This is a genomic window from Paraburkholderia sp. BR10936 (assembly GCF_040965735.1).
GTDB classification, from domain to species: domain Bacteria; phylum Pseudomonadota; class Gammaproteobacteria; order Burkholderiales; family Burkholderiaceae; genus Paraburkholderia; species Paraburkholderia nodosa_A.
Genome location: NZ_JBFRCM010000013.1, coordinates 145,995 through 170,137 on the forward strand (window position 1 = coordinate 145,995; position 24,143 = coordinate 170,137).

General features: G+C 66.3%; 20 protein-coding genes and 1 pseudogene. 11 read left to right on the forward strand and 10 right to left on the reverse strand.

Annotation, left to right across the window (positions count from 1 at the left end):
* Nucleotides 1-32 precede the first annotated feature (32 nt).
* Nucleotides 33-1,460 carry a sensor histidine kinase gene (locus AB4Y36_RS25565; RefSeq protein ID WP_368684461.1) on the reverse strand — a complete coding sequence of 476 codons (1,428 nt, stop codon included), beginning with the start codon at nt 1,458-1,460 and terminating at the stop codon, nt 33-35.
* Nucleotides 1,447-2,112: a response regulator transcription factor gene (locus AB4Y36_RS25570; protein WP_069266778.1), complete on the reverse strand. Its 666-nt coding sequence runs from the start codon at nt 2,110-2,112 to the stop codon at nt 1,447-1,449. Before AB4Y36_RS25570 ends, AB4Y36_RS25565 begins: the two co-directional genes overlap by 14 nt.
* Before the next feature lie 159 nt (nt 2,113-2,271).
* Between AB4Y36_RS25570 and AB4Y36_RS25575 the strand changes: the two genes are divergently transcribed.
* The 3 genes from AB4Y36_RS25575 (at nt 2,272) to AB4Y36_RS25585 (ending at nt 5,177) form a co-directional block, all read left to right on the forward strand.
* Nucleotides 2,272-3,318, forward strand: a complete 1,047-nt coding sequence (locus AB4Y36_RS25575; RefSeq protein WP_368684536.1) for an ABC transporter substrate-binding protein — start codon at nt 2,272-2,274, stop codon at nt 3,316-3,318.
* A gap of 42 nt (nt 3,319-3,360) precedes the next feature.
* On the forward strand, nt 3,361-4,671 hold the full coding sequence (locus AB4Y36_RS25580; protein ID WP_368684462.1) for an MFS transporter: 1,311 nt from the start codon (nt 3,361-3,363) through the stop codon (nt 4,669-4,671).
* 161 nt (nt 4,672-4,832) lie between these two features.
* A complete protein-coding gene (locus AB4Y36_RS25585; RefSeq protein WP_069266775.1) occupies nt 4,833-5,177 on the forward strand; it encodes a hypothetical protein in 345 nt (114 codons plus the stop codon).
* A 10-nt stretch (nt 5,178-5,187) separates the two neighbouring features.
* Here the strand turns inward: AB4Y36_RS25585 and AB4Y36_RS25590 are convergent, their stop codons facing one another.
* Entirely contained in the window at nt 5,188-5,562 is a 375-nt protein-coding gene (locus tag AB4Y36_RS25590) for a hypothetical protein (protein WP_256094896.1), read from the reverse strand.
* 82 nt (nt 5,563-5,644) lie between these two features.
* Complete coding sequence (locus tag AB4Y36_RS25595; protein WP_368684463.1) at nt 5,645-6,553, reverse strand: LysR family transcriptional regulator; 909 nt, start codon at nt 6,551-6,553, stop codon at nt 5,645-5,647.
* A gap of 86 nt (nt 6,554-6,639) precedes the next feature.
* Here AB4Y36_RS25595 and AB4Y36_RS25600 point away from each other — a divergent pair, with 86 nt between their 5' ends.
* Nucleotides 6,640-7,941: an aspartate aminotransferase family protein gene (locus tag AB4Y36_RS25600; RefSeq protein WP_368684464.1), complete on the forward strand. Its 1,302-nt coding sequence runs from the start codon at nt 6,640-6,642 to the stop codon at nt 7,939-7,941.
* A gap of 18 nt (nt 7,942-7,959) precedes the next feature.
* Here AB4Y36_RS25600 and AB4Y36_RS25605 read toward each other — a convergent pair whose 3' ends face one another.
* Entirely contained in the window at nt 7,960-8,427 is a 468-nt protein-coding gene (locus AB4Y36_RS25605; RefSeq protein ID WP_368684537.1) for an Lrp/AsnC family transcriptional regulator, read from the reverse strand.
* A gap of 114 nt (nt 8,428-8,541) precedes the next feature.
* Between AB4Y36_RS25605 and AB4Y36_RS25610 the strand changes: the two genes are divergently transcribed.
* Nucleotides 8,542-9,192, forward strand: a complete 651-nt coding sequence (locus AB4Y36_RS25610; RefSeq protein ID WP_368684465.1) for a LysE/ArgO family amino acid transporter — start codon at nt 8,542-8,544, stop codon at nt 9,190-9,192.
* On the opposite strand, the gene AB4Y36_RS25615 is transcribed toward AB4Y36_RS25610, so the two are convergent.
* Complete coding sequence (locus AB4Y36_RS25615; RefSeq protein WP_368684466.1) at nt 9,189-9,851, reverse strand: gamma-glutamylcyclotransferase; 663 nt, start codon at nt 9,849-9,851, stop codon at nt 9,189-9,191. The genes AB4Y36_RS25610 and AB4Y36_RS25615 overlap by 4 nt on opposite strands.
* 156 nt (nt 9,852-10,007) lie before the next feature.
* Between AB4Y36_RS25615 and AB4Y36_RS25620 the strand changes: the two are divergent.
* A pseudogene (locus tag AB4Y36_RS25620) lies at nt 10,008-10,121 on the forward strand (GntR family transcriptional regulator); the annotation flags it as partial.
* Nucleotides 10,122-10,171: 50 nt separating this feature from the next.
* Here the strand turns inward: AB4Y36_RS25620 and AB4Y36_RS25625 are convergent.
* The 4 genes from AB4Y36_RS25625 to AB4Y36_RS25640 form a co-directional block, all read right to left on the reverse strand.
* Nucleotides 10,172-11,203, reverse strand: coding sequence for an SGNH/GDSL hydrolase family protein (locus AB4Y36_RS25625; RefSeq protein ID WP_368602119.1), 1,032 nt, complete (start codon nt 11,201-11,203; stop codon nt 10,172-10,174).
* Nucleotides 11,204-11,320: 117 nt separating this feature from the next.
* Nucleotides 11,321-12,490 (reverse strand): diguanylate cyclase, encoded by a 1,170-nt coding sequence (locus tag AB4Y36_RS25630; RefSeq protein WP_368684538.1) that lies wholly within the window; start codon nt 12,488-12,490, stop codon nt 11,321-11,323.
* A 313-nt stretch (nt 12,491-12,803) separates the two neighbouring features.
* Nucleotides 12,804-14,108 carry an NAD(P)/FAD-dependent oxidoreductase gene (locus AB4Y36_RS25635; protein WP_069266885.1) on the reverse strand — a complete coding sequence of 435 codons (1,305 nt, stop codon included), beginning with the start codon at nt 14,106-14,108 and terminating at the stop codon, nt 12,804-12,806.
* Between the two features lie 376 nt (nt 14,109-14,484).
* The gene (locus AB4Y36_RS25640) at nt 14,485-15,594 is read right to left on the reverse strand and encodes a purine nucleoside permease (protein WP_069266767.1); all 1,110 of its coding nucleotides are present in this window, start codon (nt 15,592-15,594) and stop codon (nt 14,485-14,487) included.
* Between the two features lie 260 nt (nt 15,595-15,854).
* On the opposite strand from AB4Y36_RS25640, the gene AB4Y36_RS25645 reads away from it, so the two are divergent.
* The 5 genes from AB4Y36_RS25645 to AB4Y36_RS25665 all read left to right on the forward strand — a co-directional run bounded on the left by AB4Y36_RS25645 (nt 15,855) and on the right by AB4Y36_RS25665 (nt 24,054).
* Nucleotides 15,855-17,780: a potassium transporter Kup gene (locus tag AB4Y36_RS25645; RefSeq protein WP_368684467.1), complete on the forward strand. Its 1,926-nt coding sequence runs from the start codon at nt 15,855-15,857 to the stop codon at nt 17,778-17,780.
* Between the two features lie 150 nt (nt 17,781-17,930).
* A complete protein-coding gene (locus AB4Y36_RS25650) occupies nt 17,931-18,440 on the forward strand; it encodes a DUF1269 domain-containing protein (RefSeq protein WP_069266765.1) in 510 nt (169 codons plus the stop codon).
* A 387-nt stretch (nt 18,441-18,827) separates the two neighbouring features.
* Complete coding sequence (locus AB4Y36_RS25655; RefSeq protein WP_069266764.1) at nt 18,828-19,412, forward strand: DUF2760 domain-containing protein; 585 nt, start codon at nt 18,828-18,830, stop codon at nt 19,410-19,412.
* Nucleotides 19,409-21,253 carry an Hsp70 family protein gene (locus AB4Y36_RS25660; protein ID WP_368684468.1) on the forward strand — a complete coding sequence of 615 codons (1,845 nt, stop codon included), beginning with the start codon at nt 19,409-19,411 and terminating at the stop codon, nt 21,251-21,253. The genes AB4Y36_RS25655 and AB4Y36_RS25660 overlap by 4 nt, the downstream gene beginning before the upstream one ends.
* Before the next feature lie 5 nt (nt 21,254-21,258).
* Entirely contained in the window at nt 21,259-24,054 is a 2,796-nt protein-coding gene (locus AB4Y36_RS25665; RefSeq protein WP_368684469.1) for an Hsp70 family protein, read from the forward strand.
* Nucleotides 24,055-24,143: the final 89 nt, after the last annotated feature.

The following is a 24,143-nucleotide window of genomic DNA, read 5'->3' on the forward strand; positions in this document are numbered from 1 at the left end:
CGAACTCGCGCGCCAACGCTTTCGCGAGGCGTTCACAGCGGCGTCACGGCCGGCGTCTCGCCTTCTATGGGAGGAAACGTCAGCTCCACGGCAAAGCCGCCGCCGGCGGGAAACGCAAAGTTCACGCGGCCGCCGTGCGCCTTCATCACCGCCTGCACGATGGCGAGCCCGAGGCCCGAGCCCGTCGTGCGCTCCGCGCCTTCCTGGCCGATGCGCTCGAACGGACGCAACGCGGCGTCCCAGTGTTCGCGTGCGATGCCTTGACCGTTGTCGGTCACGGTTAGCGCGACGGCCGCCGGCGAGGTGCTCACGGTGACGACGATATCGTCCGCCTTGCCGTGCAGCAGCGCGTTGTGCAGCACGTTCGACAGCGCTTCCTGCAGGCTCACGGGGTCGCCCGCGATCCAGACCTGCGGCGCGCTGCTTTCGAATGCCACTTTCACGTCGCGTTCGTCGGCGAGCGGAATGGTGCGGCCCAACACTTCTCTGGCGAGCTTCGCGAGGTCCACGCGCTGCAACGGGACCACTTCCGTGCGATGAATCACCATCGCGTGATTGAGCAACTGGCCGGTGAGCCGGCCCACGTCCGAGCAGGTAGCGCGCAACGCTTCGAGCCGCGCGGCATGGCGCGCGGGATCGGACTCGGTGCTGAGCAATTCGATCTGCGCGTCGAGCCGCGCGATCGGCGTGCGCATCTGGTGCGCGGCGTCGGCGATAAAGCGCTGCATGGCCGTCATGCGTTCCGCGAGGCGGCCGATCAGCCCGTTGATGGCGCCGATCAGCGCGTTGATTTCGCTTGGCGTGTCGTGCGCCACGGGCCGCAGGTCGGCCGGGTCGCGCGCGGCGATGATCTGCTCGATCTGCGCAAGCGGACGCAAGCCGCGCCGGATCGCAAGGCCGCTCGCGCCGATGGCGAGCACGCTCATCAGCAAAATGAGCGTCCAGACCTTGAGGCTCATGTCGTTCGTGAGTTGCTGGCGGGCATGGGTGGTCTGCGCGACCGTGACGAGGGCCCAGCCGGGCGGCCGCGCGTCCGGCATGTAGCGCCCGATGGTCGCCGTGCGCACGCGCTCTCCCTGGTAGCGGGCGTTCGCGAATGTCGGACCCTGGTGCGCGTTCAACGCGCTCTTCGTATCGGCCGGACCGGGAAGATCGCCATAGCCCGCAACGACGAGGCCGCGCGCGTCGACCACTTTGTAGTAGACGACGTCATAGCGCGAGAGCGTGGAGAGCGCGGCCACCGGCGGATTGAGCGCGAGCACGCCGCCCTGCACGTAGAGGTTTTCGGCGACCTGGATGGTTGCGCCCGCAAGCAGCTGATCGTAGGCGCGCTCGGACGCGACGCCCGCGTAATAGCGCGCGATGCCCGCGAGCGCCGCCGCGCCCGACGCCACGACGAGCGCGATGAAGAGCAGCGTGCGCCCGAGCAGCGTTTTCGGGAACCAGTCAAAGCGCGGCAATTTGATATCCCATGCCGCGCGCCGTGCGGATTTCGACCGAACTGCCCTGCAGCTTCTTGCGCACGCGCGTGACGTATTGTTCGACGGCGTTCGCGCTCGGCTCGTTGCCGTAGCTGAACAACTGATTCAGCAGTTCTTCTTTCGGGAAGATGCGTTGCGGACGGCTGGCGAGGATTTCGAGCAGCGCGAACTCCTGGCGCGAAAGCGAAAGCGGTTTGCCGTCGAGTTCGGCAAGCCGGCTGCTGCGGTCGATGGCGAGACCGCCCAGCTTCACCACATCGTTCGCGTGCCCGCTGTTGCGGCGCAGGAGCGCCTGCACGCGCGCTTCGAGTTCGCGGTAGTCGAACGGTTTGACGAGGTAGTCGTCGGCGCCGAGGCCGAGGCCGCTCACGCGGTCGTCGATGGCCGAGCGTGCGGTGAGCAGCAGCACCGGCGTGGTCGAGCCCGACGCACGCAGATGGCGCAGAATCTCGAAGCCGTCCATGGCGGGAAGCATCACGTCGAGCACGACCAGATCGAAACGCTCCACGCCGAGCAGGCTGTTCGCCGTCGCGCCGTTCGCTTCGAGGTCCACCGCGTGACCGAGGCGCGTGAGGCGGCTGCGGACCGCCGCGCCGATTTCCGCGTCGTCCTCTACCACCAGAATGCGCATGATGCCGTTCCTGCCGAAATCTTCATGGGTGCGATTGCGGGTTTTCCCCGAGGTCTACTGTGTGTGTTTCTCAGCATTTTCTCAGACTCGCCCGGTAATCTCGCGAACCATGGAAGATAGCGCGACGTGATTACGACACGAACCAACGGAGACGGCAAGATGCGCGTGAAGTCGCCGCGGCCTTCACCGCGTCGGCGCGCGATCGTTGCGGCCGGGCTTGGCGCGGCTGCCGTTGCCGCGGGGCTCGCGCCTGCCTGGGTCCGGGCCACACCGCGCACGGTGCGCATTTCCAAGGGCTATGGCCTGCTGTATCTGCCGCTGCTCGTGATGGAAAAGGCGCGCCTGTTCGAGCGCCATGCGGCCCGCCAGGGGCTCGCGGACGTGAGCGTGGAGTGGGTGAGGCTCGACGGCGGCAATTCGGTCGACGACGCCATGATGGCCGGCACGCTCGACTTCGCTGCCGTGGGCGCACCCGGCTTCATCGAACTGTGGGCGCGGGCGCGCGGCATACCGAACGTCGAGGTGATCGGCATCAGCGGCCTTTCGGCCACGGCGCTCTCGCTCAACACGAACCGGCCGCAAATTGTGACGCTGCGCGACTTCACGGCCGCCGACCGCATTGCGGTGCCCGGTATTCGCACCTCGCTTTCGGCCGTGGTGCTGCAAATGGTGGCGAGCAAGCTGCTAGGGCCGCAGCACTTCGCGCAGCTCGATTCGATCACCGTCGGCCTGCCGCATCCGCAGGCCATGCAGTCGCTGATCCGACGCGAGGGCGGCATCACCGCGCATTTCGCGTCGCCGCCATTTTCGACGCTCGAATTGCAGCAGCCTGGCATCCATCGCGTGGTCAATTCGGTCGACGTGCTCGGGCCGCTCACGCTCGACGTGGTGTTCGCGCCCAAGCGCCTCGTCGATACCGAGCCTGCGCTGGCAAAGGCGTTCCTTCACGCGCTCGACGAGGCGAACCGGATGATTTCGCAGGACAAGGCGGCCGCGGCGCAGATCTATGTCGATTCGTCGGGCTTCGGCGCGTCGCGCGAGCACGTGGTGCAGACGCTCTGCGCGCCGGAGTCGCGCTTTTCGGTCTGGCCCGAGCAGTTGATGGAGTACGTGGACTTTCTGTACATGGTGGGCACGATCAAGGCGAAGCCGCACACATGGAACGACATGTTCGTGGCGATGCTCGGGGAATTCCGTCCGTCCTAGGCATAGGCGTAGGCAACACACAAATAAACGTAGGAGAACAGAGTGAATACAGACACAACCGTCGATCAACAGTCCGTCGAAGAGCGGGATGTCATGTCGAAGATCGCGCGCCGCCTCATGCCGATCCTCGTCGTGATGTTTCTGATCTCGTTCATCGACCGCCAAAACGTCGGCTTCGCGAAGCTGCAGATGGTGCACAGCCTCAACATGACCGAAACGGCGTTCGGCCTGGCGTCGTCGCTGTTCTTCATCGGCTATCTGCTGTTCGAAGTGCCCAGCACGCTCGCGCTGCACCGCTTCGGCGCGCGCGTGTGGCTCGCGCGCATCATGCTCACCTGGGGCGTGATTACGGTACTGATGGGCTTCACCACGTCGATGAAAGTGTTCTGCGGCCTGCGCCTCGCGCTGGGCGTGGCCGAAGCCGGTTTCTATCCCGGCGTCATCTACTACCTCACGCTGTGGTTTCCGCAAAGCTATCGCGCGCGCGTGCTCGGCATCTTCACGCTGGGCAGCGCGCTCGCCAACATGCTGGGCTCGCTCGTGGGCGGCTGGCTGCTGAGTCTCAATGGCGTATGGGGCCTCGCCGGCTGGCAGTGGGTGTTCATCGCCACGGGCCTGCCCGCCGTGCTGGTCGGCATCGCCGTGTTCAGGCTGCTGCCGGCGTCGTACCAGGAAGCGCGCTTTCTGCACGATCGAGAAAAGCAGATCGTGGCGGCCGCGCACGAGCGCGAGAAGCCCGAGCACGCCGAACACTCGCAGCCCTGGAAGGCGCTGCTCGATCCGCGCGTGATGCTGTTCGCGGCAACCTATATGCTGATGTCGACGTCGCTCTACGGCGTGACCTACTGGCTGCCCACGCTCGTGAAGTCGTTTGGCGTGTCGAGCAGCGTGAACGGGCTGTTGAGCATGCTGCCGTGGGCGCTGGCAGTGCTGCTGCTGCTGTGGCTGCCGTCGAAGCTGCGCCGCGCGAAAAGCATTCTGCGCGCGATGGCGATCGTCGCGGCGCTAGGCACGCTGGGTTTCCTGCTGAGTCTCCTGCTGCCTTCCACACCGCTGCGCTTCATCGCGCTCGTGTTCGGCGGCGCGTGCATTCCGCTGCTGTATCCGTGCTTCTGGTCGATGCCGCCGCGCTACTTCACCGGCGCGCGGGCTGCGGCGAGCGTGGCGGCGATCAACTCGATCGGCAATCTCGGCGGCTTCTTCGGCCAGAACCTCATGCCGCTCGCGGGCAAGCTCACCGGTACCGCGTTCGGGCCGATGATCGTGCCGATCGTGTGCCTCGCCGTGCTCGGTCTGGGCGTCGTGGTGGCGTGGGGACGTTCAGGGCGCGCCATCGAGGGCGTGCCGGCTTGACCCGGGCCGCTCGTCGCGTTCATCGGGCCGGAAAGGGATCGCGATTGTATTTCTCGCCGTAACAGTGAATTCAATCTATGAGCATAGACTTTCGATAGGGCAACCCTAAAATCCACTGTCATATGTGAGCGTATTGCGACGCTCGATCATGAGAGGGATTCATGCAGCAGATTTTCAAGGGGACGGCCAGACTTGCGGACGTGGCAAGCCGGTCCTGGCCCAGGGTCGCCGTATCGCTGGTCGCCGCGTGCACGGTGCTGGCGGGTTGCGCGTCGGCCAGCGACGTCACCACGGCGGACAAGTCGGGCACGTTCGTCGTTTCGGCGTCCGCAACGGGCGGCCGACTCGCGTGGGCCCGCGCCCACAAGCGCGCGGTGAGCGAAGCGAACGACTACTGCGAGAGCCGCGGCATGCAGACGAGTCTCGGCATGGAGCACACCGAAGGCATCGAGGCGCTGCAGCAGCAGGCCTCCGTCATCCGCTTCGAATGTCATCCCAAGCTTTGAGGCCCGCGCCTCAGCGAATCACGAACGTTTCCCTGCGAGCCCCGTACCACTTCGTGACTTCGGAGTGCGCGGTCAATCTGGATGACTTCAGAATCGGGCTCGTGACGCGATACAGCCGGTCCGGGTCGGGCCCATACATGTAGAGATAGCCGTCGTTGCCGTCGATGTGAATTTCGGTTTCGCCGAGTTCGCCGGCATCGGCGCGCTTGATGGCGCCGGCCAGCCGCTGTTCGAGCGCATGAATCTGCGGGCGGTCTTTCGGGTAGTAGTCGAAATGGACCATCATGGCCGGCCCCGGCGGCTTCTGCGCCGGTTGTGCGGCGGCGCTCCCCGCGGCGAGTGCGATGCCCAGCAGCGTGGCGAGTGTTTTCCGGATTTTCGACATGGGGATGGCGTCCGCGAGCGAAGCTGCGATGTTCGCATAACGAAGGGGCGGCGTGGGGCGGCGGTGCCTCGCGGCGGTGCGCTCACAACAGCGGCAGCGTGAGCCGAATGTGCTCGGCGAACGCCGCCGTGAGGAGCGACGGCCGCTTGCGTCCGAACTTGATCGTAATGCCCACGGCCGGCAAGGGCGGCAGCGCGGGATCGCCATTGAGAATCGCCAGATCCGCCGGAACGGCCGTTTGTGTCATGACGGCGAAGGCCTGGCCCGAACGCACGAGCGCGGTGAGACCGGCGAGGCTGCTGCTCGCATACGCGACGCGGTAGGCGCGGCCCATCCTCTCCAACGCTTCACAGGCTGCGATGTGATCGAGGGTGTCCGGATCGGAGAGCGCGAGCGGCAGCGGATCGACATGGGCGGAATCGAGTCCGGGCGAGCCGATCCAGACCAGCTGCTCGCGGCGAATGATCTCGTCGTGCGGGCCGCTTGCGTTGGCGGACCCGATGGCGGTCAAAGGCAGCGATACCAGGGCGAGATCGACCGCACGCTTGTCGAGCTGTTCGAGAAGGCGCGGCGTGGGAACGCATACGACTTCCACGAGCGCATTCGGATGCTGGCCCGAAAACCGGCGCAGCAAGGAGGGCAGAAATACGGCCGCATAGTCGTCCGGGCAGCCGAAGCGCAGGGTGCCCGACAAGCCCGTGCCGCACAGGTCGGCCATGGCCTCGTCGTGCAGGCGCAGAATGCGCTGGGCGTGCACCAGCAGGCGCTCGCCGGGGCTCGTCAGCGCAACGCCGCGGCCGGTGCGCTGAAACAACGGCTGATCGACGATCTCCTCGAGCCGCTTGATCTGCTGACTCAGCGCCGACTGGGTGCGGCCCACGCGTTCGGCCGCGCGGCTTATCGAGCGCACCTCGGCGATAACCGCGAACGAACGCAGCAGATCGATTTCCAGCGGTCGGCTCACGATATTAGACCCTCTTCTAGCTTGCATAAGAACTATTCGATTCAATAAAACCAGAGCGCCGCCTAGACTGCAAGGAAAACCCGCAAAACCCGCTACCCGACGAGGAGAAGCCCGTGTCCAGGAACGACGACGAACAGTTTTGGCGCAACGCGAGACAGCATCTGATCCGCTATGGCGGCACGTTCGAGCCGATGATCATCGAGCGCGCCCAGGGCAGCTTCGTCTACGACGCGGACGACCGGCCGATTCTCGACTTCACTTCGGGACAGATGAGCGCGGTGCTCGGTCACAGCCACCCGGAAATCGTCTCGGTCGTCAACGAATACGCGGGCAAGCTGGACCACCTGTTCAGCGGCATGCTCTCGCGGCCCGTGGTCGAACTGGCCACGCGTCTCGCCGACGTCACGCCCGACGGGCTCGACCGGGCGCTGCTGCTGAGCACCGGCGCGGAGTCGAACGAGGCCGCCATCCGCATGGCGAAGCTCGTCACGGGCAAATTCGAAATCGTGGGCTTTGCGCAGTCGTGGCACGGCATGACGGGCGGCGCGGCTTCGGCCACCTATAGCGCAGGGCGCAAGGGCGTTGGCCCCGCAGCGGTGGGCTCCTATGCGATTCCCGCGCCGTTCACGTACCGGCCGCGCTTCGAGCGCAACGGGCAATACGATTACCTCGCGGAACTCGACTACGCATTCGATCTCATTGACCGCCAGTCGAGCGGCAATCTCGCGGCCTTCATCGCGGAGCCGATCCTGAGTTCGGGCGGCATCATCGAACTGCCGCCCGGCTATATGGCCGCGCTCAAGCGCAAATGCGAAGAGCGCGGCATGCTGCTGATTCTGGACGAGGCGCAAACGGGCGTCGGGCGCACCGGCACGATGTTCGCGTGCGAGCACGACGGCGTGACGCCCGACATTCTCACGCTATCGAAAACACTCGGCGCCGGATTGCCGCTCGCGGCCGTGGTCACGTCCGCGCAGATCGAGGAAGCCGCGCACGAACGGGGCTTCCTGTTCTACACGACGCATGTGTCCGATCCGCTTCCTGCTGCGGTCGGCCGGCGGGTGCTGGACGTCGTGGCGCGCGACGGACTCGTTGCGCGCGCAAATATCATGGGCGGGCGTTTGAGGCGCGGGCTGCTGGATCTGATGGAGCGCTTCGAATGCATCGGCGACATTCGGGGGCGCGGGCTGCTGCTCGGTCTCGAGATCGTCAAGGACCGCCGCACGAAGGAGCCCGCCGACGGCCTTGGCGCGAAAATCACGCGCGAGTGCATGAAGCTCGGGCTCAGCATGAACATCGTGCAGTTGCCGGGCATGGGCGGCGTGTTTCGCATTGCACCGCCGCTGACCGTGAGCGAGCAGGAGATCGATCTCGGCGTGGAGTTGCTGGGGCAGGCGATCGAGCGCTCCCTCTGAGGACCCGAGTCGTCGCGGCTAGGCCTTGCCGCGCGACCCGGCCGGGCTCACTTGAGGCTTCGCGAGCGCACGTGCGGCGAGCGGCGTGGACATGACGATGGACGTGCGCGTCTCGCCGTAGAGATTGATGCGCTGGATCAGGCGCTCCAGGTCGGCCACGCTCGTCGCGACGAGGCGAATGACATAGGAGTCCGCACCGGTCACGTGATGGCATTCGAGCACCTCGGCAATCGTGCCGAGCAGCTTGAGAAACTTCGCTTTCGCGGATTGGGGCACCGTGATGCCGATCAGGGCCGAGATCGGATAGCCGGCGGCGGCCGGATTCACGCGCGCCGTGTAGCCTTCGATCACGCCGGCCTCTTCGAGACGTCTCACGCGCTCCGTGACCGCAGGCACCGAGAGATGCACCTGGCGCGCAAGCTCGGTGTAGGTCATGCGGCCGTTTTCCTGCAGCAGCGCCAGTACTTTCCAGTCCAGATCGTCCATCATGGCGAAATGTTTAAGGTGAAAGGCCGATTTTCCCTTAAATCCCGGCTTCTGCGGATACTCTTCGCGGTCTACGATAGTCCCTATAGAACACGCATTGCGGAGAGAGGGGACATGTTGTTCGTCAAAGCCGTGGCGATGGGGTTTTGCATCGCCGCACCGGTCGGGGCCATCGGCATGCTGTGCATCCAGCGCAGCCTGAGCCGCGGTTTTTACTCCGGCTTCGCAACCGGCATTGGCGCTGCGTGCGCCGATGCGTTTTATGGCTTGCTCGGCGCGCTCGGCGTGGCCGGTATCGTCACGGCGCTGCCGATGCTGACGGTGGTGTTGAAGGCGGCGGGCGGGGCATTTCTGGTGTGGATGGCGTGGACCATCGCACGCGCGTCGTCGACCGCGCCGGCCGCCGTACAGGAGACGCAGCGCAGCCCTGTCGCGCGGGATTTCCTCACGACGTTTGCACTGACGCTCTCGAACCCTCTGACCATTTTTTCGTTCATTGCCGCGTTTGCCTCGCTCGGGCCATTACCGCCCATGCCAGGCGAGCAGGGGGCGCCGGGAGGGTTTTCGATGGCGCTGATGGTGACTATGGTGACGGGCGTGTTCGCGGGCTCGGCCGTGTGGTGGCTGTTCCTGAGCGGCCTGACGTCCGCGTTGCGTACGAAGTTGCCGCTCGCGTTCACGCGGGGCATCTCCCTTTTTTCCGCCGTGGCGATTGCCGCGTTTGGCGTGGTTCAGATGGTGACCGGTCTCGCGCGGCTCGCTTAAGACGTCGTTTCGAAACGTTCGAGGGCTTGCGCCACTTCCTCGATGTAGGCGTCCTTCATTGCGCAGTCCGCGAGCGCCCGCCTGAGCCGGAACACATATTCCGCGTTGCTGCCGAGCGGCCCATGCGCTTGGGCTATCGCACGCGCGGCAGTCGCGGGGCTCGAATCAGCCTCGTATTGTCGCGGGCAGGTGTTCGCCACGAAGGCGAGGGCGTGCCGCGTCTCGCCCGTCGTGAGCGTCACCGAGGTCCAGGCGGGCGTGTAGGCGCCCGTCAGCATCTCGCGGGTCCAGAGGATGTGCAACTCTTCGTCGAGCGTGGCCGCATCGAGCCGCAGCACCACGCCTTGGGTATGGCCGCCGCGCTCCAGCGCGAGCATGCGGCCGGGGCACTGCGGCGTGCCGCGCCCGCCGAACAGGCGGATGCAAAAGCTCCTGCGCCAGCCGTGCAGCGTGGCGTGCGCGCGCCGGTCGAAGTGCGAGAGCGGATTCCACATGAGCGAACCGTAGCCGAACACCCAGACCTCTTCGCCGGCGGGGCGCTTCGCCATCGTTTCGGCGAGCGACTGGGCGATCTGGGCTTGCGTCCAGAGAATTTCCGGCGGGAGATGGCTGAAACTCTCGAGAAACGCGCCGGAGCGAATGGCGTCCCTGTTTAGCATGGCGTTGACGGGTCGGTGGAGGCTACGTGACCAAGTATGCGGTCGGCGCGGGTGGGGATAAAGTGGCTGGAGCGCGATGCTGCGTTCAACTGAGGGCGACAATCGGGGCGGGGCGCTCTTGTCCCCTCCGCACTTCCCCCAGGATCGCGCCGCCAGGCGCGTGCGGGTTATGAAGTGCTGCTCGCGTTGAGCGACTATAGCGCGTCGAACGAAGAGCGCCTGCTCGATACGGTATTGAGCCGCCGCCCCGAAGGCGTGCTGCTAACGGGACTACGCAAGCGGCCGCGCTCATGCCCGGCGCGCTCGCTTGAATCCAGCGCTCAATGCCCCAGACCGCTCGCCGCGATCTGCTGCTCGACGTACTGCGCGAACAGCGAATGCGTGTGCGTGGTCGGGTGAAGGTCGTCGGCGAACATATAGGTTTGGTCCGCATGGGCCGAGACGTAGGTGACGGGCGAGCAGAGCAGCGAGGTGTTGTCCGGCGTTTTCGAAGGGTCGCACGCCTGGGCCGTGTTGGACACGGTAAACCCGTTCGTCTGGAAGTTCGCGACGAGCTGCGTGATCCAGGTGTAGGAATCGATTTCGATGACCTTGCCTTGCAGGCCATCCGTCTGCAACGCGCTGTTCAATGTCGAGTTGAAGAGCTGCGATAGCTGGGTCAGGTTCGCGCCGCCGTCGGCCGAGGTGATGCCCTTGGGCGAGAGGCCGACGTTCGGCACGTTGATCACCACGACATGTGTGGCGCCGGCCTGCACGATCTGCCCGACGACTTGTGCGAGCGTCGTGGCGGCAGTCTGCACGACGGTATTGGCTGTCGGCGGGTTGCCGGCGCGCAGCACGTCGTTCGCGCCTGCCCAGACCAGCACGAGCTGACCGGAGTTGAAGGTGCCGTGAGCGGAGATATAGCTCGACACCTGCTGATTGACCGGCATTTCGATGTTGCCGATCACGTCCGAGAGGAAGTCGTACTGGTTCGCCGGCGTGGCGACCGTCGAGCCGCCCTCTGCGTAGCCGAAGCCGCCTTGCGCGCTCAGCTTGTGATCGAGGCCGACCGTGTATGCGGCGTTCAGGGTGTCCCCATAATATTGCGCGACGTCCTGGGACCAGACCTGACCGGGGTTGGTCGTGAACCGCCCGCCGCCTGCGGCGCTCGCAAGCGGCGCGTAGGTCCCGACGTCGGAAAGACTGTCGCCGAACGAGACGACTTGCAGCTTGACGCCGCCAGCCGGCGTGCTCGTGCCGGGGTTCGAGCCGCCACCGCCTCCTCCGCCACCGCCGCCGCCGCAAGCCGCGAGCAGGTAAATCAGTCCGGCGGAAATTGCCACCCGGATCCGTGTATCGATCGTTGCCATTGTGCCCCCTTACCGCTTGACGCGATTGCACCCGCGACCGGATAGGGCGGGCCTAAGTGGGCTAGCAAAAACAATGCGCGCAGCCTACAAATAGCTGACTGGGAGGCGCGTGAGGCGTTACAGAGCCAGCATTTCGAGCCGGTTGCCGCCCAGCGCCTTCGCGCTGTAGAGCGCGGCGTCGGCGGCAGCCAGCAGGTCGGAGAGCGTGGACGCTTCCTGACCATGTTGCGCCAGGCCGATGCTCACCGTGGCGCGTATGGCGATGCCATCGACCTTGTTCATGGGTGTTTGAGCGAAACGCCTGGCGATCGCTTCGCCCACCGCTTTGGCGCGCACGCGGTCATGGCCTGGCAGCAGGGCGGCGAACTCTTCACCGCCTATGCGCGCGAGGATCGCCTCGGGTCCCACGGCGCTGCGGGCAATGTCCGCGAACGTCTTGAGGACTTCGTCGCCGGTCTTGTGGCCGTAGCGATCGTTGATGGTCTTGAAGTGGTCGAGATCGAAGGCAAGCAGCGAAACCGGCTGACGCGCCCCGGGCTGACGCGTCCCGATCTCGTTCATCACGCGCTCGCCTTCTTCGAAGAAGCAGCGGCGGTTGCCAAGGCGGGTCAGGTAGTCCGTTTGAGACTCGCGCAACAACTGCCCATGCGTTTCTTCGCGTACCAGCTTGATCAGGGCCATGGGCAGAATGATCGAATACAGCACGCCTTCATACATCGTGATCTTGCTGACGAGCGCGACGAAGCCGCCCCCATAGCGGCTGCCCAGCAACGGCAGGACAAACGTCCTGAACAGGTAAAAGAGTGCGTGGACTCCGGTGACGAACGTCGCGACGTGGCGCGATTGGCCCCCTTTCATGCCGTCGCCGCGCAGCAGCTCGCGCGAGGTCATGGCGCTTACCAGTGCAATGGGAAACGCGCTCGCGTAGTACCACATGGCCTGCGGATGCCGTGCGCCCCATGTGGCCCATGTCAGTGCGATCAACGCGAGCAGGGCGAACGAGGCCGCCCGGTAGTGCCGCCCGTTCAGCGTCGCGACGCCATGCAGGACCAGCAGATAGCCGGCCATCATGACGAGGTTGCTCAGAGCGGCGCCCCAAACCCCTGGCAAATTGGCGCGCACGAGCACCGCGGCGCAGCCGGCTGCGAGGGTCGCGTAGCCCCCGGCCAGAACCCGCAATGCCTTGCTGCGCGCGGGATGCGTACGATGCTCCCAGAGCGTCATCAGGGAACTGGCTAGCAGGGTCCCGATCAGGAGGAAGTAGATGGTAAGTAGATCGACGTGCATCGCTGGCGTGAGGCTTCTACACCGGTACATCGCGGCGAACGCGCATTTTACGCCGAAACTTAATAGTGCGATGCCCGGTCCCTGATTGTCCGTTACGTGCCCCTGGCGTGCCCCAGCGGCTTCACGCGTCGCGCCCCGCCTCGATGCGTTCTGTATCGAGCCCGAACGGGTCGAGCGCGCGTGTGACTTGCGCAGGAGTGCGATGGAGTTTTTTGTTGTGCTCTGAGTGCTTTGGCCTTTTCTTGTTTTCGCGGCATGCCGACGCGAAAACAAGGAAAGGCCAAAACAGAAAAAGGCGAAAAAACCAACAAGGCTAAGGATAATCCTGCATAGCAAGCCAATGCCGAATCATCCTTGCCTGATCGGCATCGAGCGACTTGAGCACCTGCTCAGCGGGCTCCCGCCGCAACGCCTCAACCACAGGCGCCAGCGCAGCATCGCAAAGATGCCAGATCCCCAGCGGCTGGTCCGGACTAGCGACCACATCCGCTTCGGCAATCATGCCGCCATCAATCACGGGCGCACGCCCCACATTCAACTCGTTGAAATCCGCGCTCACATGCGCGGGACGGTCGTCAGGCCATGCCCCACGCGTTTGCCAGAATGGCTGCGTAGTCCACCGCTGTTCGAGCGCGTAGACATCGCGCCCGGTGCGCGCGAAGCGCATGAACAACTGCTCGATGCGCTGCTGATGAAAGCGCAGCGCGAGCGGCGCACGCTCGGGCCGTGCGAGTAGCGTATGGATCACCGCGGGCGCCTGCAACGCGGAGGTCAGCGACTGGAACACGCCGTTGCCCGCGAGCGGATCGACGGCCATGGCTGCATCGCCCACGCGCAGCCAGTTGTGCCCGCCAGTACGGCCGCACAGCGTGGCAGTGCTGCTGCGCGCGTAGAGGCGCGCGTCGGTCGCGGCGTCGCCCGCGAAGAAGTCGCTGGCAAGCGGCGAATGCCGCATGCGCTCGCAAAACGTGAGCAGTTCATCGCGCTGCGGCAGTTCGGGGTTCGTGACGTCCAGCGTCAATTGCCAGTAGCAGCGGCCGTCGCCCAGGCGCGCCATCCATGCCCATCCGCCAGGCAGGCTTTCCACCGCAGTGGCTGATGCGCCCCCGCGGCCCTTCCATACGTTCAGCAGGCTCACGGTTTGCGGGCCGCGCGTGGCGTCGCGCAATAGCGGCGCGAGGCGCCCGCGCGCTTCGACCAGAAAGTCCGCGCGTAGCGTGAGCGGTCCGTCGGCGGTTTCGATCATGAGATCGTGACCCGCCGATGAGGAATGCAGCGAGCGCACATTCGCCTCGATCACGTCCACGCCCGCGCTGCACAGGTCCTCGCGCAGGGCCGCATCGAATACGCGCCGGTCCACGAGAAATTCTGCGTCGAGCGTTTGCAACGCGCCGTTCCAGAGCGTGGTGCGCACGCACGGTCCTTCGCCGCAACTGGCTGCGCGATGCAGGCCCGCACGGCGCAGCGCTTCGATTGCACGTGCCGACAAGGCTTCGGCCGCGTCGAAGCGGCGCCAGTCGCTTACCACCTCCACGCGATAATCGAGCCCCGCGAGCGCACGCGCAACGGCTGCGCCCGCTGGCCCCGCGCCAAGCACGACGATGCTGGCGGCATTCATGACGCGCGCGCTCGCGAAGGCACACACGCGTGTACGCTCGCAAACATGATGTGCGTGGCGGCATGAAGGTGAGGGAGGTAACCGTGCATGCTGTCCCCCGTGGAATCATGGCGCATCGCTTTGCGACCCCTGCGCTGCGCTCGAAAGGAGTGAAACCTAATCTGGCATAGATGCCGCGATAAAGCTATCCGGTCAAAGGAGGATTTCAGTAGCGGAAATCCCGCATTCCGATGCGCAATGCGTATGAACGATCGTGCGCTGTAATTGCTTTGCGAATTGGCGATGCATGCCGGATAGCGACACGCATTGATCGTCTGTATTCCTCACAAGGATGCTTCGGCGTAACGAGGCAAAGCGGGGCAGCGCGTGGTTGTGGCTAGCGCGGCGGCGCTGCGGACGTATTTGCAGGAATGCCATCCTGCCATGCGCTCCAGTGCGCGACGATGGTCTGCACGAGAGGATGTCCCGCGCGATAGAGATTTTCCAACGCGATGGCGAAGCCGCCCTGGCTCGCATAGTTAAGCAGATTCGCCGCGTTCGATTCTCCTGCATACGGACGATCGAAGTCCGAGCCCGCGCGCAGCACGGCCACGCGATCGAGGTCCACGCGTTGCGCACGCGCTGCGCGGCTCAGTGCTTCGAACGTGGCGTTGTCCTCCTGCTGCGTCATGCAGTAAACGCCTTGGCCGCCCGTCAACTGGCGCGTGAATTCGCTCGCCCTCGCGCCGAGCGCCTTGCCCGACCACCAGGTATCGTCGGCGACCGAATCGCAGCGGATCACCGTAGGCGGCCGGTTCGCGGGAGCGTAAGCATATTTCGCGCGCGCGGCCTGGGCCTGCGCGCTATCGGCGAGCGTCACGTCGCGCGAGATCGCCCAGGCGGCCGAGGTGAGCCTCGGATTCAAGTGGAACACTTCGGTGCGGTAATCGAGCGCGGGCTTGTCGTCAGGGCCTTTCGTATTGATGCCGAGATAGCCGGTGCGCCAGCCGCGAGGGCGGCCGTCGCCGTCGATCTCCCACTGCAGGCCGAAATCGACGAGCCAGTCCGACCAGGCCGCCGAGCCGATCGTGCCGTGCCCGGGGTTCACACCCGCAATGCCCGCGATGAGAAAGTAGGTCTTGCGCAGGTCGAACTGCGGCGCGAAGGCGAGGGCCATCATCGAAGCGGCGGCATTCGCATGGCCCATTCCGGTCGTCATCACGCAGACATCGTCGGCATTGCATTGCACAGCGGGATAGTCGGGCGAGAGGCCCGCGATTGTCACGGACTCCCAGGGACCGAGGCGCTCGAGCCATGTCTTCGCTTCGGGTGCGAACATCGTCACGATCATGACTTTCACCGGGCGTCCGTGTGCGGCGGCGCCCGCTTGTGCGAAGGCCGCGGGTTGCGCAGAAAGCGTTCCGGTGTTCTGTTGCCCTGGACGTGGCTGCGATGCACAGGCAGCGAGCGCCAGCGCGGCGCAGAGGAACGTGAGGCGGGTTCGCATTGCGCAACTCCTTTTCTTTATACGCGTAACAGGCGGCACGATTGATCGGGCGAATGTTCAGGAAAATACGCTCGACTATGACAGTTTTGCGAAGACGCGGCGCCTCGCACGGCGCTGTTGCCCTTGTGCGCCACGCAAAGCGCATTTTCGCGCCAAGTTCCTATACTTCGACTAACGCGCCCAACGAGGCAGCCTCGCCAACACGAAGCGACAAGGCCGCGCGGCCCCCGGCCCGCATGCGGCAGCATCAGGAGGGAGACATGGGACAATCCGCATCCGCATCCGCGGCGCACGGGCACCTTGGCGACTCCGGCCCGCATCGTCCGGCGCTTCCCGCGCTCGCGCTGGCCGCGCTCGGCGTGGTCTACGGCGACATCGGCACGAGCCCGCTCTACACGCTCGCCACCGTGTTCGATCCCGGCAACGGCCTTGCCGTCAATGCTTTCAACATCGTAGGTATCGTCTCGCTGATTTTCTGGTCGCTCATGATCGTCGTTTCGCTCAAGTACGTCGCGCTCATCCTGCGCGCGAACAATCACGGCGAGGGCGGCATCATGGCGCTGCTCGCACTCGCGGCTTCCTCGGTGGCGTCACGGCCGCATCTGCGTGCCACGCTGCTCGTGATCGGCGTGATGGGCGCGGCGCTCTTCTTCGGTGACAGCGTGATCACGCCGGCCATCTCGGTGCTGAGCGCCGTAGAAGGCCTCGAAGTGGCCGAACCCGGGCTCAAGACCTACGTGATTCCGGTGACGCTTACGGCGATCATCGTGCTGTTCGTCACGCAAAAGCACGGCACGGGTGGCATCGGCGCCGTGTTCGGTCCGGTGATGGTGCTGTGGTTCATCGTGATCGCTGCGGCGGGTGTGGCCAACATCGCCTCCGCGCCGGCCGTGCTGTTCGCGCTCGATCCGCGCGAGGGCATCGCGTTTTGCCTGCATCACCGCTGGCTCGCCTTCGTCGCGCTAGGCGCGGTCGTGCTCTCGCTCACGGGCGCCGAAGCGCTCTATGCCGACATGGGCCACTTCGGCAAGCAGCCTATTCGCCTCACGTGGTTCGGCCTGGTGTTTCCCGCGCTCGCGCTCAATTACCTCGGGCAGGGCGCGCTGCTGCTGGCCAACCCAGGCGCCGTGCAAAACCCGTTCTACCGGCTTTTCCCGCAATGGTCGATCGTGCCGATGATCGTGCTTGCGACTGTCGCCACCGTCATCGCTTCGCAGGCCGTGATTTCGGGCACGTATTCCATGGCGATGCAGGCCATGCAACTCTCCTTCCTGCCGCGCATGAATATCGTGCACACCTCGGAGCGCGAAATCGGGCAGATCTACGTGCCCGGCATCAACTGGATCCTGCTCGTCGCCGTGGTCGCGGCGGTGGTGGGCTTCCGTTCGTCGACGGCGCTCGGCTCCGCTTACGGCATCGCCGTGACAGGCACCATGCTTATCACGACATTCCTCACGTTCTTCGTCGTGCGTTACGCGTGGCACTACAACTGGGTGCTGTGCGTGTTCGCCACGGCGTTCTTCTTCGTGATCGACGCCATGTTCTTCTCGGCCAACCTGCTCAAGATCGTGGACGGCGGCTGGTTCCCGCTCGTGATCGGCGCACTGATGTTCACGGTCATGGCGACCTGGGGCAAGGGCTGGGAAATGATGGCGGCCGAGGCGCGCGTGCGCGCCGGCAAGAAGCCCCTCAAGCCTTATCTCGCGACGCTGCTCGAGAGTTCGCCGGTGCGCGTAGGCGGCACGGCGATCTTCCTCACGCCGAACGCCGACGCGGTACCGCACGCGCTCGTCAACAACTTGCGGCACAACCGGGTGTTGCACGAACGCGTAGTATTCCTGAGCGTGAAAACGAAGGACGTGCCATGGGTGGCCGAGAGCGAGCGCGTGATGGTCGAACTGCTATGCCCGGGCTGCTACTGCGTCGTCATCAATTACGGATTCAAGGACGAGGTGGACTTGCCATGCACGCTCGCCGCCTACAAGTCCGCGGATTTGACGTTCGATCTCGACGAGACGTCGTGGTTCCTCAGCCGCGCCGTGGTGGTGCCGAAGCGCGGCCATGGCATGTCGCTCTGGCGTGAGCGCCTTTTCGCGGTGATGCTGCACAACGTCGGGAATATCGCCGCGTTCTTCAAGCTTCCAGCCAATCGTGTGATCGAGGTCGGTGCACGCGTCGAGATCTAGGCGGCTCGACGCGCCTGGGTTGTAGCGCAAACGCGTGGCAGGCTGTCGCGCTGACGGACACTCAGGCGTAGGATGATCGGAATCGCATCGTGGTCATGTGGCAGCGAGCCGGTTGCAAGCGGCTCGCCGCATGACCGAAGGAGGGCCATCATGAGACGCCTCTATTTCCTCGCTCCCGACACCACCACGGCGCAGGCGATCGTCGACGATCTGCTGCGCGCGCGCATCACGTGGCGTCATATCCATGTGCTCGCCAATCATAGTGTGGGGCTCGAGCGCTTGCCCGAGGCCTCGCTGCTGCAGCGCAGCGACGTCGTGCATGCGCTGGAGCGCGGCGTGATGTTCGGCGCGGCGACCGGCGCCGTCGTCGGTCTCGTCGCGCTGATGTTTCCGCCCGCGAATTTCGATATCACGGGCGGGGTCGTCGTCGCGCTGACCCTCGCGGGCATGATATTCGGCGCGTGGGTGGCCGGCATGATCGGCGTGGACGAACCGAATACCCGGCTCGCGCGCTTTAATGGGCCGATCGAGGACGGCCAACTGCTGGTCATGGCCGATGTGCCCGGCTCGCGCGAAGCGGAGATCGAGGCGAACATCGCCCAGCACGTTCCGCGCGCCGATGTGGAAGGCGCGGAAGCGACGACGCCCATCTTCCCCTGAAAGCGCCGGGGCTTGAGTGCGAATCACGGCAACGGGGTAGGCCTGGGCGCTTGCCCGCCGCTTGTCGTCCAATCGCGCCCCATTTCATCTGCCTTGTCGCGCCTTTTTAGGGCCGCAGCTCTCTACCTCGGACCGCCCAGGTTGAGCCGCGCCGCCCGCGCGACGCCCACGCCCGGCGCCCGCCGCCGGGCCCGCCATTCCTTCGCCAAATCCGCATTTTGACCGGCTTACGCCCGCGACAAGGCAAAATACGGGTTTTGAGCCCGAGCCGGGCTCGAGTTTCCCCTGCCGGCCGCCTCCTTCCAGGCATCGATCGGGCCTCGTTGCGAGCCCGGCAGGTCGGCTCGCCTTGTCTGCGAGCCCTCAAGCGATATTGGAGTCGTCTACATGCCCGAATCGAATCTGTCTTTCTTCGGCCGCCTTTCGGTCGCGCTGGGATCGTTCTTCGCGATCCTTGGCGACGGCGAGCTCGCCGCCAACGTGCGCCGTCTGCGCGAAGGCGGGTTCGCGGCCGCCGCCGCTGCGCCTGCCGCGGCTCCGGTCGCGAAGCCGGCCCCCGCGCCCGCACCTGCACCCACCGTCATCAAGGAAGCTACGCCCGACGCCGCGCTCCAGTTGCTCGGGCTGCTCCAGCGCAACGCGCGCTTCGTCGATTTCGTCGAGGAAGACATTGCCGGTTATGCCGATGCGGATATCGGCGCCGCCGCCCGCATCGTCCACGAAGGCTGCCGCGCCACGCTGCGCGACCACTTTTCGATCCGCCCGGTGCGCAGCGAGTCCGAAGGCTCGCGCGTGACGCTGCCGGCCGGCTTCGACGCCGCCGCCGTGCGGCTCACCGGTAACGTGGTGGGGGAGGCGCCGTTCAGCGGCAGCCTCACGCATCGCGGCTGGCGCGTCGAGGAGGTCAAGCTGCCGCAACTCGTCAAGACGCATGACGCGCGCATCATCGCGCCGGCGGAGGTGGAGCTGTGAGCGATCCGCGTTATTCGATTGGCGTCGACCTGGGCACAACGCATTGCGCGCTGTCCTACGTCGACCTCAGCGCCAGCGATGGCGAAAAGACCCAGCAGGGCGTGCTGAACGTGACCCAGCTGACGGCGCCGGGCACGCTGGAATCGCCCGACCTGCTGCCTTCGTTTCTCTACTTGCCGCATGCGGGCGAGCTGACGCCGGGCGACCTCACGCTGCCGTGGACCACTACGCGCGAGTACGCCGTGGGCGAGCTCGCGCGCAGCCGTGGCGCGGGCACGCCGATCCGCCTCGTGTCGAGCGCGAAGAGCTGGTTGTGCCACCCCGGCGTGGATCGCCGCGCGGCCATTCTGCCCAACGACGCGCCGCCCGAAGTCACGCGCGTGTCGCCGCTCGAAAGCTCGGTGCGCTATCTCACGCACCTGCGCGAGGCCTGGGATCACGCACATCCGGAGGCGCCGTTCGGCGAGCAGGAGATCACTGTCACGATTCCCGCCTCGTTCGACCCTGCCGCGCGCGAGCTGACGGCCGAGGCGGCGCAAGCGGCGGGCTACGCCAACATGACGCTGCTGGAAGAGCCCCAGGCGGCGCTCTATAGCTGGATCCAGAAAAGCGGCGGCGCGTGGCGCAAGGAGGTGAAGATCGGCGATATCATCCTCGTCGTGGACGTGGGCGGCGGCACGACCGACCTTTCGCTGATCGCCGTGGTCGAGCGCGAAGGCAATCTCGAACTGCACCGCGTGGCCGTGGGCGAGCACATTCTGCTCGGCGGCGACAACATGGACCTCGCGCTCGCGCACGTCGTCGCGCGCAAGCTCGCGACCCAGGGCACGCAGGCCGATCCGTGGCAACTGCGCGCGCTGACCTATGCGTGCCGCTCGGCCAAGGAAGCGCTGCTGAGCGACGCCTCCGTCGATACGGTGCCGATCGTCGTGCCGAGCCGCGGTTCGAAGCTGATCGGCGGTTCGATCCGCACGGAACTCACGCGCACCGAACTCACGCAGATCATTCTCGAAGGCTTCTTCCCGCAGGTGGACGCCGCCGCGCGTCCCGCCGTGCGCACGCGCGTCGGTCTCACGCAGCTTGGCCTGCCGTATGCGCAGGACGCGGGCGTTACGCGCCATCTCGCGGCCTTCCTCGGCCGCCAGGTGCAGGCGCTCGCGGAACTCGAAGGCTTTGGCGCGCCGCCCGCAGGCGCGACCTTCCTGCATCCCACGGCGGTCCTGTTCAACGGCGGCGTGTTCAAGTCGGCGCTGCTCTCGCAACGCGTGCTCGATATCCTCAACGGCTGGCTCGCGGCCGAGGGTGCGGCGAGCGCGCGTCTGCTCGGCGGTGCCGATCTCGACCTCGCGGTGGCGCGCGGCGCGGCCTACTACGGCTACGTGAAGCGCGGCAAGGGCGTGCGCATTCGCGGCGGCACGGCGCGCGCGTATTACGTGGCCGTCGAATCGGCCATGCCGGCGGTGCCTGGGCTCGAGCCGCCGGTGTCGGCGCTCTGCATCGCGCCGTTCGGCATGGAAGAGGGCACCGAGGCGGCGCTGCCGCCCCAGGAGTTCGGCCTCGTCGTGGGCGAGCCGGTGCACTTCCGTTTCTTCGGCTCTTCGGTGCGGCGCCTGGATCAGGTCGGTACGATGCTCGACTACTGGTCGCCCGAAGAATTGCAGGAGCTGGAGGAAATCCAGGCCACGCTGCCGACCGAAGGCCGCACGCCCGGCGAAGTCGTGCCCGTGAAGCTGCACGCGCGCGTGACGGAGGCGGGCACGCTGGAGCTCGAAGCCATGCCGAGCGGCACGAACGAGCGCTGGAAGGTCGAGTTCGACGTGCGTGGCGGAGCAGGCGACTGAGCCCGATGAAGCAATACGTCGTCGGCATCGATCTGGGGACGAGCAATACGGTCGTGGCGTACGTGGAGGCTGGCGGCGACGCCATCCGCGTGTTCGACGTGGAGCAGCTCACCGGCCTCGGGGAAGTGGGCGCGGAGAAGATGCTGCCTTCCGCGCGCTATCACCCGGCGGCAGGCGAGCTTGCGGCAGGCGATCTGCGTTTGCCGTGGCGCGCACCGACGCCCGGCGACGACGCCGTCATCGGCCGCCTCGCGCGCACGCTCGGCGCGCAGGTGCCGGGCCGGCTCGTGGCGAGCGCGAAAAGCTGGCTCTCGCATGCAGCGGTGGATCGCCTCGCGCCGATCCTGCCGTGGGGCGCGCCCGACGACGTCGCCAAGGTTTCGCCGGTGACCGCGAGCGCGAGCTATCTCGCGCACGTGCGCGCCGCGTGGAACCATCGTTTCCCGCATGCGCCGCTCGAAGATCAGGACGTGGTGCTCACCGTGCCCGCCTCGTTCGACGACGGCGCGCGTGCGCTCACGCTCGAAGCGGCGCGGCAGGCGTTGCTGCCCGCGCTCCGCTTGCTCGAAGAACCGCAGGCCGCGTTCTACGACTGGCTGTATCACCATCGCGCGACGCTCGATGCGGAGCTGGGCGCGTCGCGCCTCGTGCTCGTGTGCGACGTGGGCGGCGGCACGACCGACCTCACGCTCATCAAGGTGCAGTTCGAGGGCGGCGAGCCGCAGCTCACGCGCATTGGCGTGGGCAATCATCTGATGCTCGGCGGCGACAACATGGATCTCGCGCTCGCGCATCTGGCCGAAAGCCGGCTCGCGAACGCGCAAACGCGGTTGAGCGCGGCGAGCCTTTCGCAGCTCGTGGAACGCTGCCGCGTCGCGAAGGAGCAGTTGCTCGACACGAGCGCACCCGAGTCCGTGCCGATCACGCTGCTCGGCGCGGGCGCGCGGCTCGTGGGCGGCGCGCGCACCACGCAACTTGGCCGCGAGGAAGTCGCGCAGATCGTGGTGGACGGCTTCTTTCCCATGGGCACTGCCGGCGACCTGCCGCGCCGCTCGCGCGCGGCGATCGTCGAGTTCGGCTTGCCCTATGCCGCCGATCCGGGCATCACGCGCCATATCGCAGCGTTCTTGCAGCGCTTCGCGGCGCAGTCGCGCGAGGCGCTGGGTTTGTTTGGCGCTGCCGGTGAACCGGAAGCCGCGCTGCCCATGCCCGACGCGCTGCTGCTCAACGGCGGCGTGTTCCGCGCTCGCTCGCTTGCGCAGCGTCTGGCCGATACGCTCGGCACGTGGCGCGGCGAGCCGCTCAACGTGCTGCAGAACGATCAGCCCGACGTGGCCGTCGCGCGCGGCGCGGTCGCCTATGCGCTTGCGAGGGCAGGCAACGCGCCTCGTATCGGCGGCGGCTCGCCGCGCAGTTACTTTCTCGTTCTCGATGAAGGCGCGGGAGCCGATGCCGCTCCGCGCGGCGTGTGCGTCCTGCCACGCGGCACGGAGGAAGGCCACGAGCTGCATCTGGACGACCGTACGTTCGCCTTGCAACTGGGCCAGCCGGTGCAGTTCCACCTCGCATCGACGGTGGCCGACACCGCGTGGCAACCCGGCGAGCTGGCCGACCTCGAGGCAGCCGACTTCGTGCGCCTGCCGCCGCTCGCAACCGTGGTGCCCGCAGGCGGCGATGCAAAGACGGCGCGCGAGCGCCCCGTCAAGCTCACGACCGCGCTCACCGAAGTCGGCACCCTGGAGATGCACTGCATCGCCACCGACGATGCTTCGCAGCGCTGGCTGCTCGAATTTGCGCTGCGCCGCGCGGAGCACGAGGGCGGTGCAGGCGCGGCAATCGGCGAGTCGCGCCATGCGGGCCTCGACGAAGCGATCGAGGCGATCGAGCGCGTGTTCGGCGCGCGTTCCGCCAAGGTCGACCCGAAGGAAGTGAAGCGCTTGCGCGCGCATCTCGAAGAGCGGCTCGGGCCGCGCCAGAACTGGGACGGACCGCTGCTGCGCGAGCTGTTCGGCGCGCTCTGGGAACGCGCGGGCAAGCGGCGGCGCTCCGCCGATCACGAACGCCTGTGGCTCAATCTCGCCGGCTTCTGTCTGCGTCCGGGCTTCGGCTATCCGCTGGACGAATGGCGCGTCGAGCAGCTCTGGTCGCTCTTCGACGACGGCATCCAGTTCGTGGGCGAAGGCCAGGTGTGGTCGGAGTGGTGGACGCTCTGGCGGCGCGCGGCGGGCGGCCTGAACGAGGCGCCGCAGGACGAGGTGCTGGCGGCGATGACGTACCTCGAAGAGGCGGCCGGCGCGAAGCGCCACAAGCTGCCCTTCGACGCCGCGAAGCTGGGCGTGCCGGACATGATCCGGCTCTATGCGTCGCTCGAGCAGATTGCGGCCGAGCGCAAGATCGAGATCGGCGAGCGGCTGTTGCAGCGGCTCCAGAAGCCTACCGAGAATCATCAGACGTGGTGGGCCGTGGGCCGCATCGGCGCGCGCCAGCCGTTCTACGGCAGCGCGCACGGCGTGGTGCCGCCGCCAACCGCAGCGCTTTGGCTCGATGCGATTCTCGCGCTCGACTGGAAGAAGATCGAACCGGCGATGTTCGCCGCCGCGCAAATCGCGCGCATGACGGGCGACCGTTCGCGCGACCTGCCCCCCGAGCTGCGCGAGACCGTGGTGCGTCGGATGGAGTCGGCGAACGCGCCGCCCACGTGGGTCACGATGGTGCGCGAAGTCGTCGCGCTCGATACGGCCGACACGGGCCGGGTGTTCGGCGAGGCGCTGCCGGCGGGGCTGAAGCTGATCGCGGGCTGAGCGCGGACTGAGCGATGTGTGACTTCTGCAGGAAGCCCGGCGCGCGTATGATCGAACGCCTGATTCCAACAGAAACACAGCGGACTGAT

Bases quoted from the DNA above. Each gene is read 5' to 3' on its own strand.
- AB4Y36_RS25630 (WP_368684538.1), bottom strand. From the start codon at position 12,490: ATGCACGTCGATCTACTTACCATCTACTTCCTCCTGATCGGGACCCTG.
- AB4Y36_RS25625 (WP_368602119.1), bottom strand. From the start codon at position 11,203: ATGGCAACGATCGATACACGGATCCGGGTGGCAATTTCCGCCGGACTG.
- AB4Y36_RS25640 (WP_069266767.1), bottom strand. From the start codon at position 15,594: ATGCGAACCCGCCTCACGTTCCTCTGCGCCGCGCTGGCGCTCGCTGCC.
- AB4Y36_RS25615 (WP_368684466.1), bottom strand. From the start codon at position 9,851: ATGCTAAACAGGGACGCCATTCGCTCCGGCGCGTTTCTCGAGAGTTTC.
- AB4Y36_RS25575 (WP_368684536.1), top strand. From the start codon at position 2,272: ATGCGCGTGAAGTCGCCGCGGCCTTCACCGCGTCGGCGCGCGATCGTT.
- AB4Y36_RS25585 (WP_069266775.1), top strand. From the start codon at position 4,833: ATGCAGCAGATTTTCAAGGGGACGGCCAGACTTGCGGACGTGGCAAGC.
- AB4Y36_RS25595 (WP_368684463.1), bottom strand. From the start codon at position 6,553: ATGCAAGCTAGAAGAGGGTCTAATATCGTGAGCCGACCGCTGGAAATC.
- AB4Y36_RS25650 (WP_069266765.1), top strand. From the start codon at position 17,931: ATGAGACGCCTCTATTTCCTCGCTCCCGACACCACCACGGCGCAGGCG.
- AB4Y36_RS25590 (WP_256094896.1), bottom strand. From the start codon at position 5,562: ATGTCGAAAATCCGGAAAACACTCGCCACGCTGCTGGGCATCGCACTC.
- AB4Y36_RS25635 (WP_069266885.1), bottom strand. From the start codon at position 14,108: ATGAATGCCGCCAGCATCGTCGTGCTTGGCGCGGGGCCAGCGGGCGCA.
- AB4Y36_RS25665 (WP_368684469.1), top strand. From the start codon at position 21,259: ATGAAGCAATACGTCGTCGGCATCGATCTGGGGACGAGCAATACGGTC.
- AB4Y36_RS25655 (WP_069266764.1), top strand. From the start codon at position 18,828: ATGCCCGAATCGAATCTGTCTTTCTTCGGCCGCCTTTCGGTCGCGCTG.
- AB4Y36_RS25570 (WP_069266778.1), bottom strand. From the start codon at position 2,112: ATGCGCATTCTGGTGGTAGAGGACGACGCGGAAATCGGCGCGGCGGTC.
- AB4Y36_RS25605 (WP_368684537.1), bottom strand. From the start codon at position 8,427: ATGGACGATCTGGACTGGAAAGTACTGGCGCTGCTGCAGGAAAACGGC.
- AB4Y36_RS25645 (WP_368684467.1), top strand. From the start codon at position 15,855: ATGGGACAATCCGCATCCGCATCCGCGGCGCACGGGCACCTTGGCGAC.
- AB4Y36_RS25610 (WP_368684465.1), top strand. From the start codon at position 8,542: ATGTTGTTCGTCAAAGCCGTGGCGATGGGGTTTTGCATCGCCGCACCG.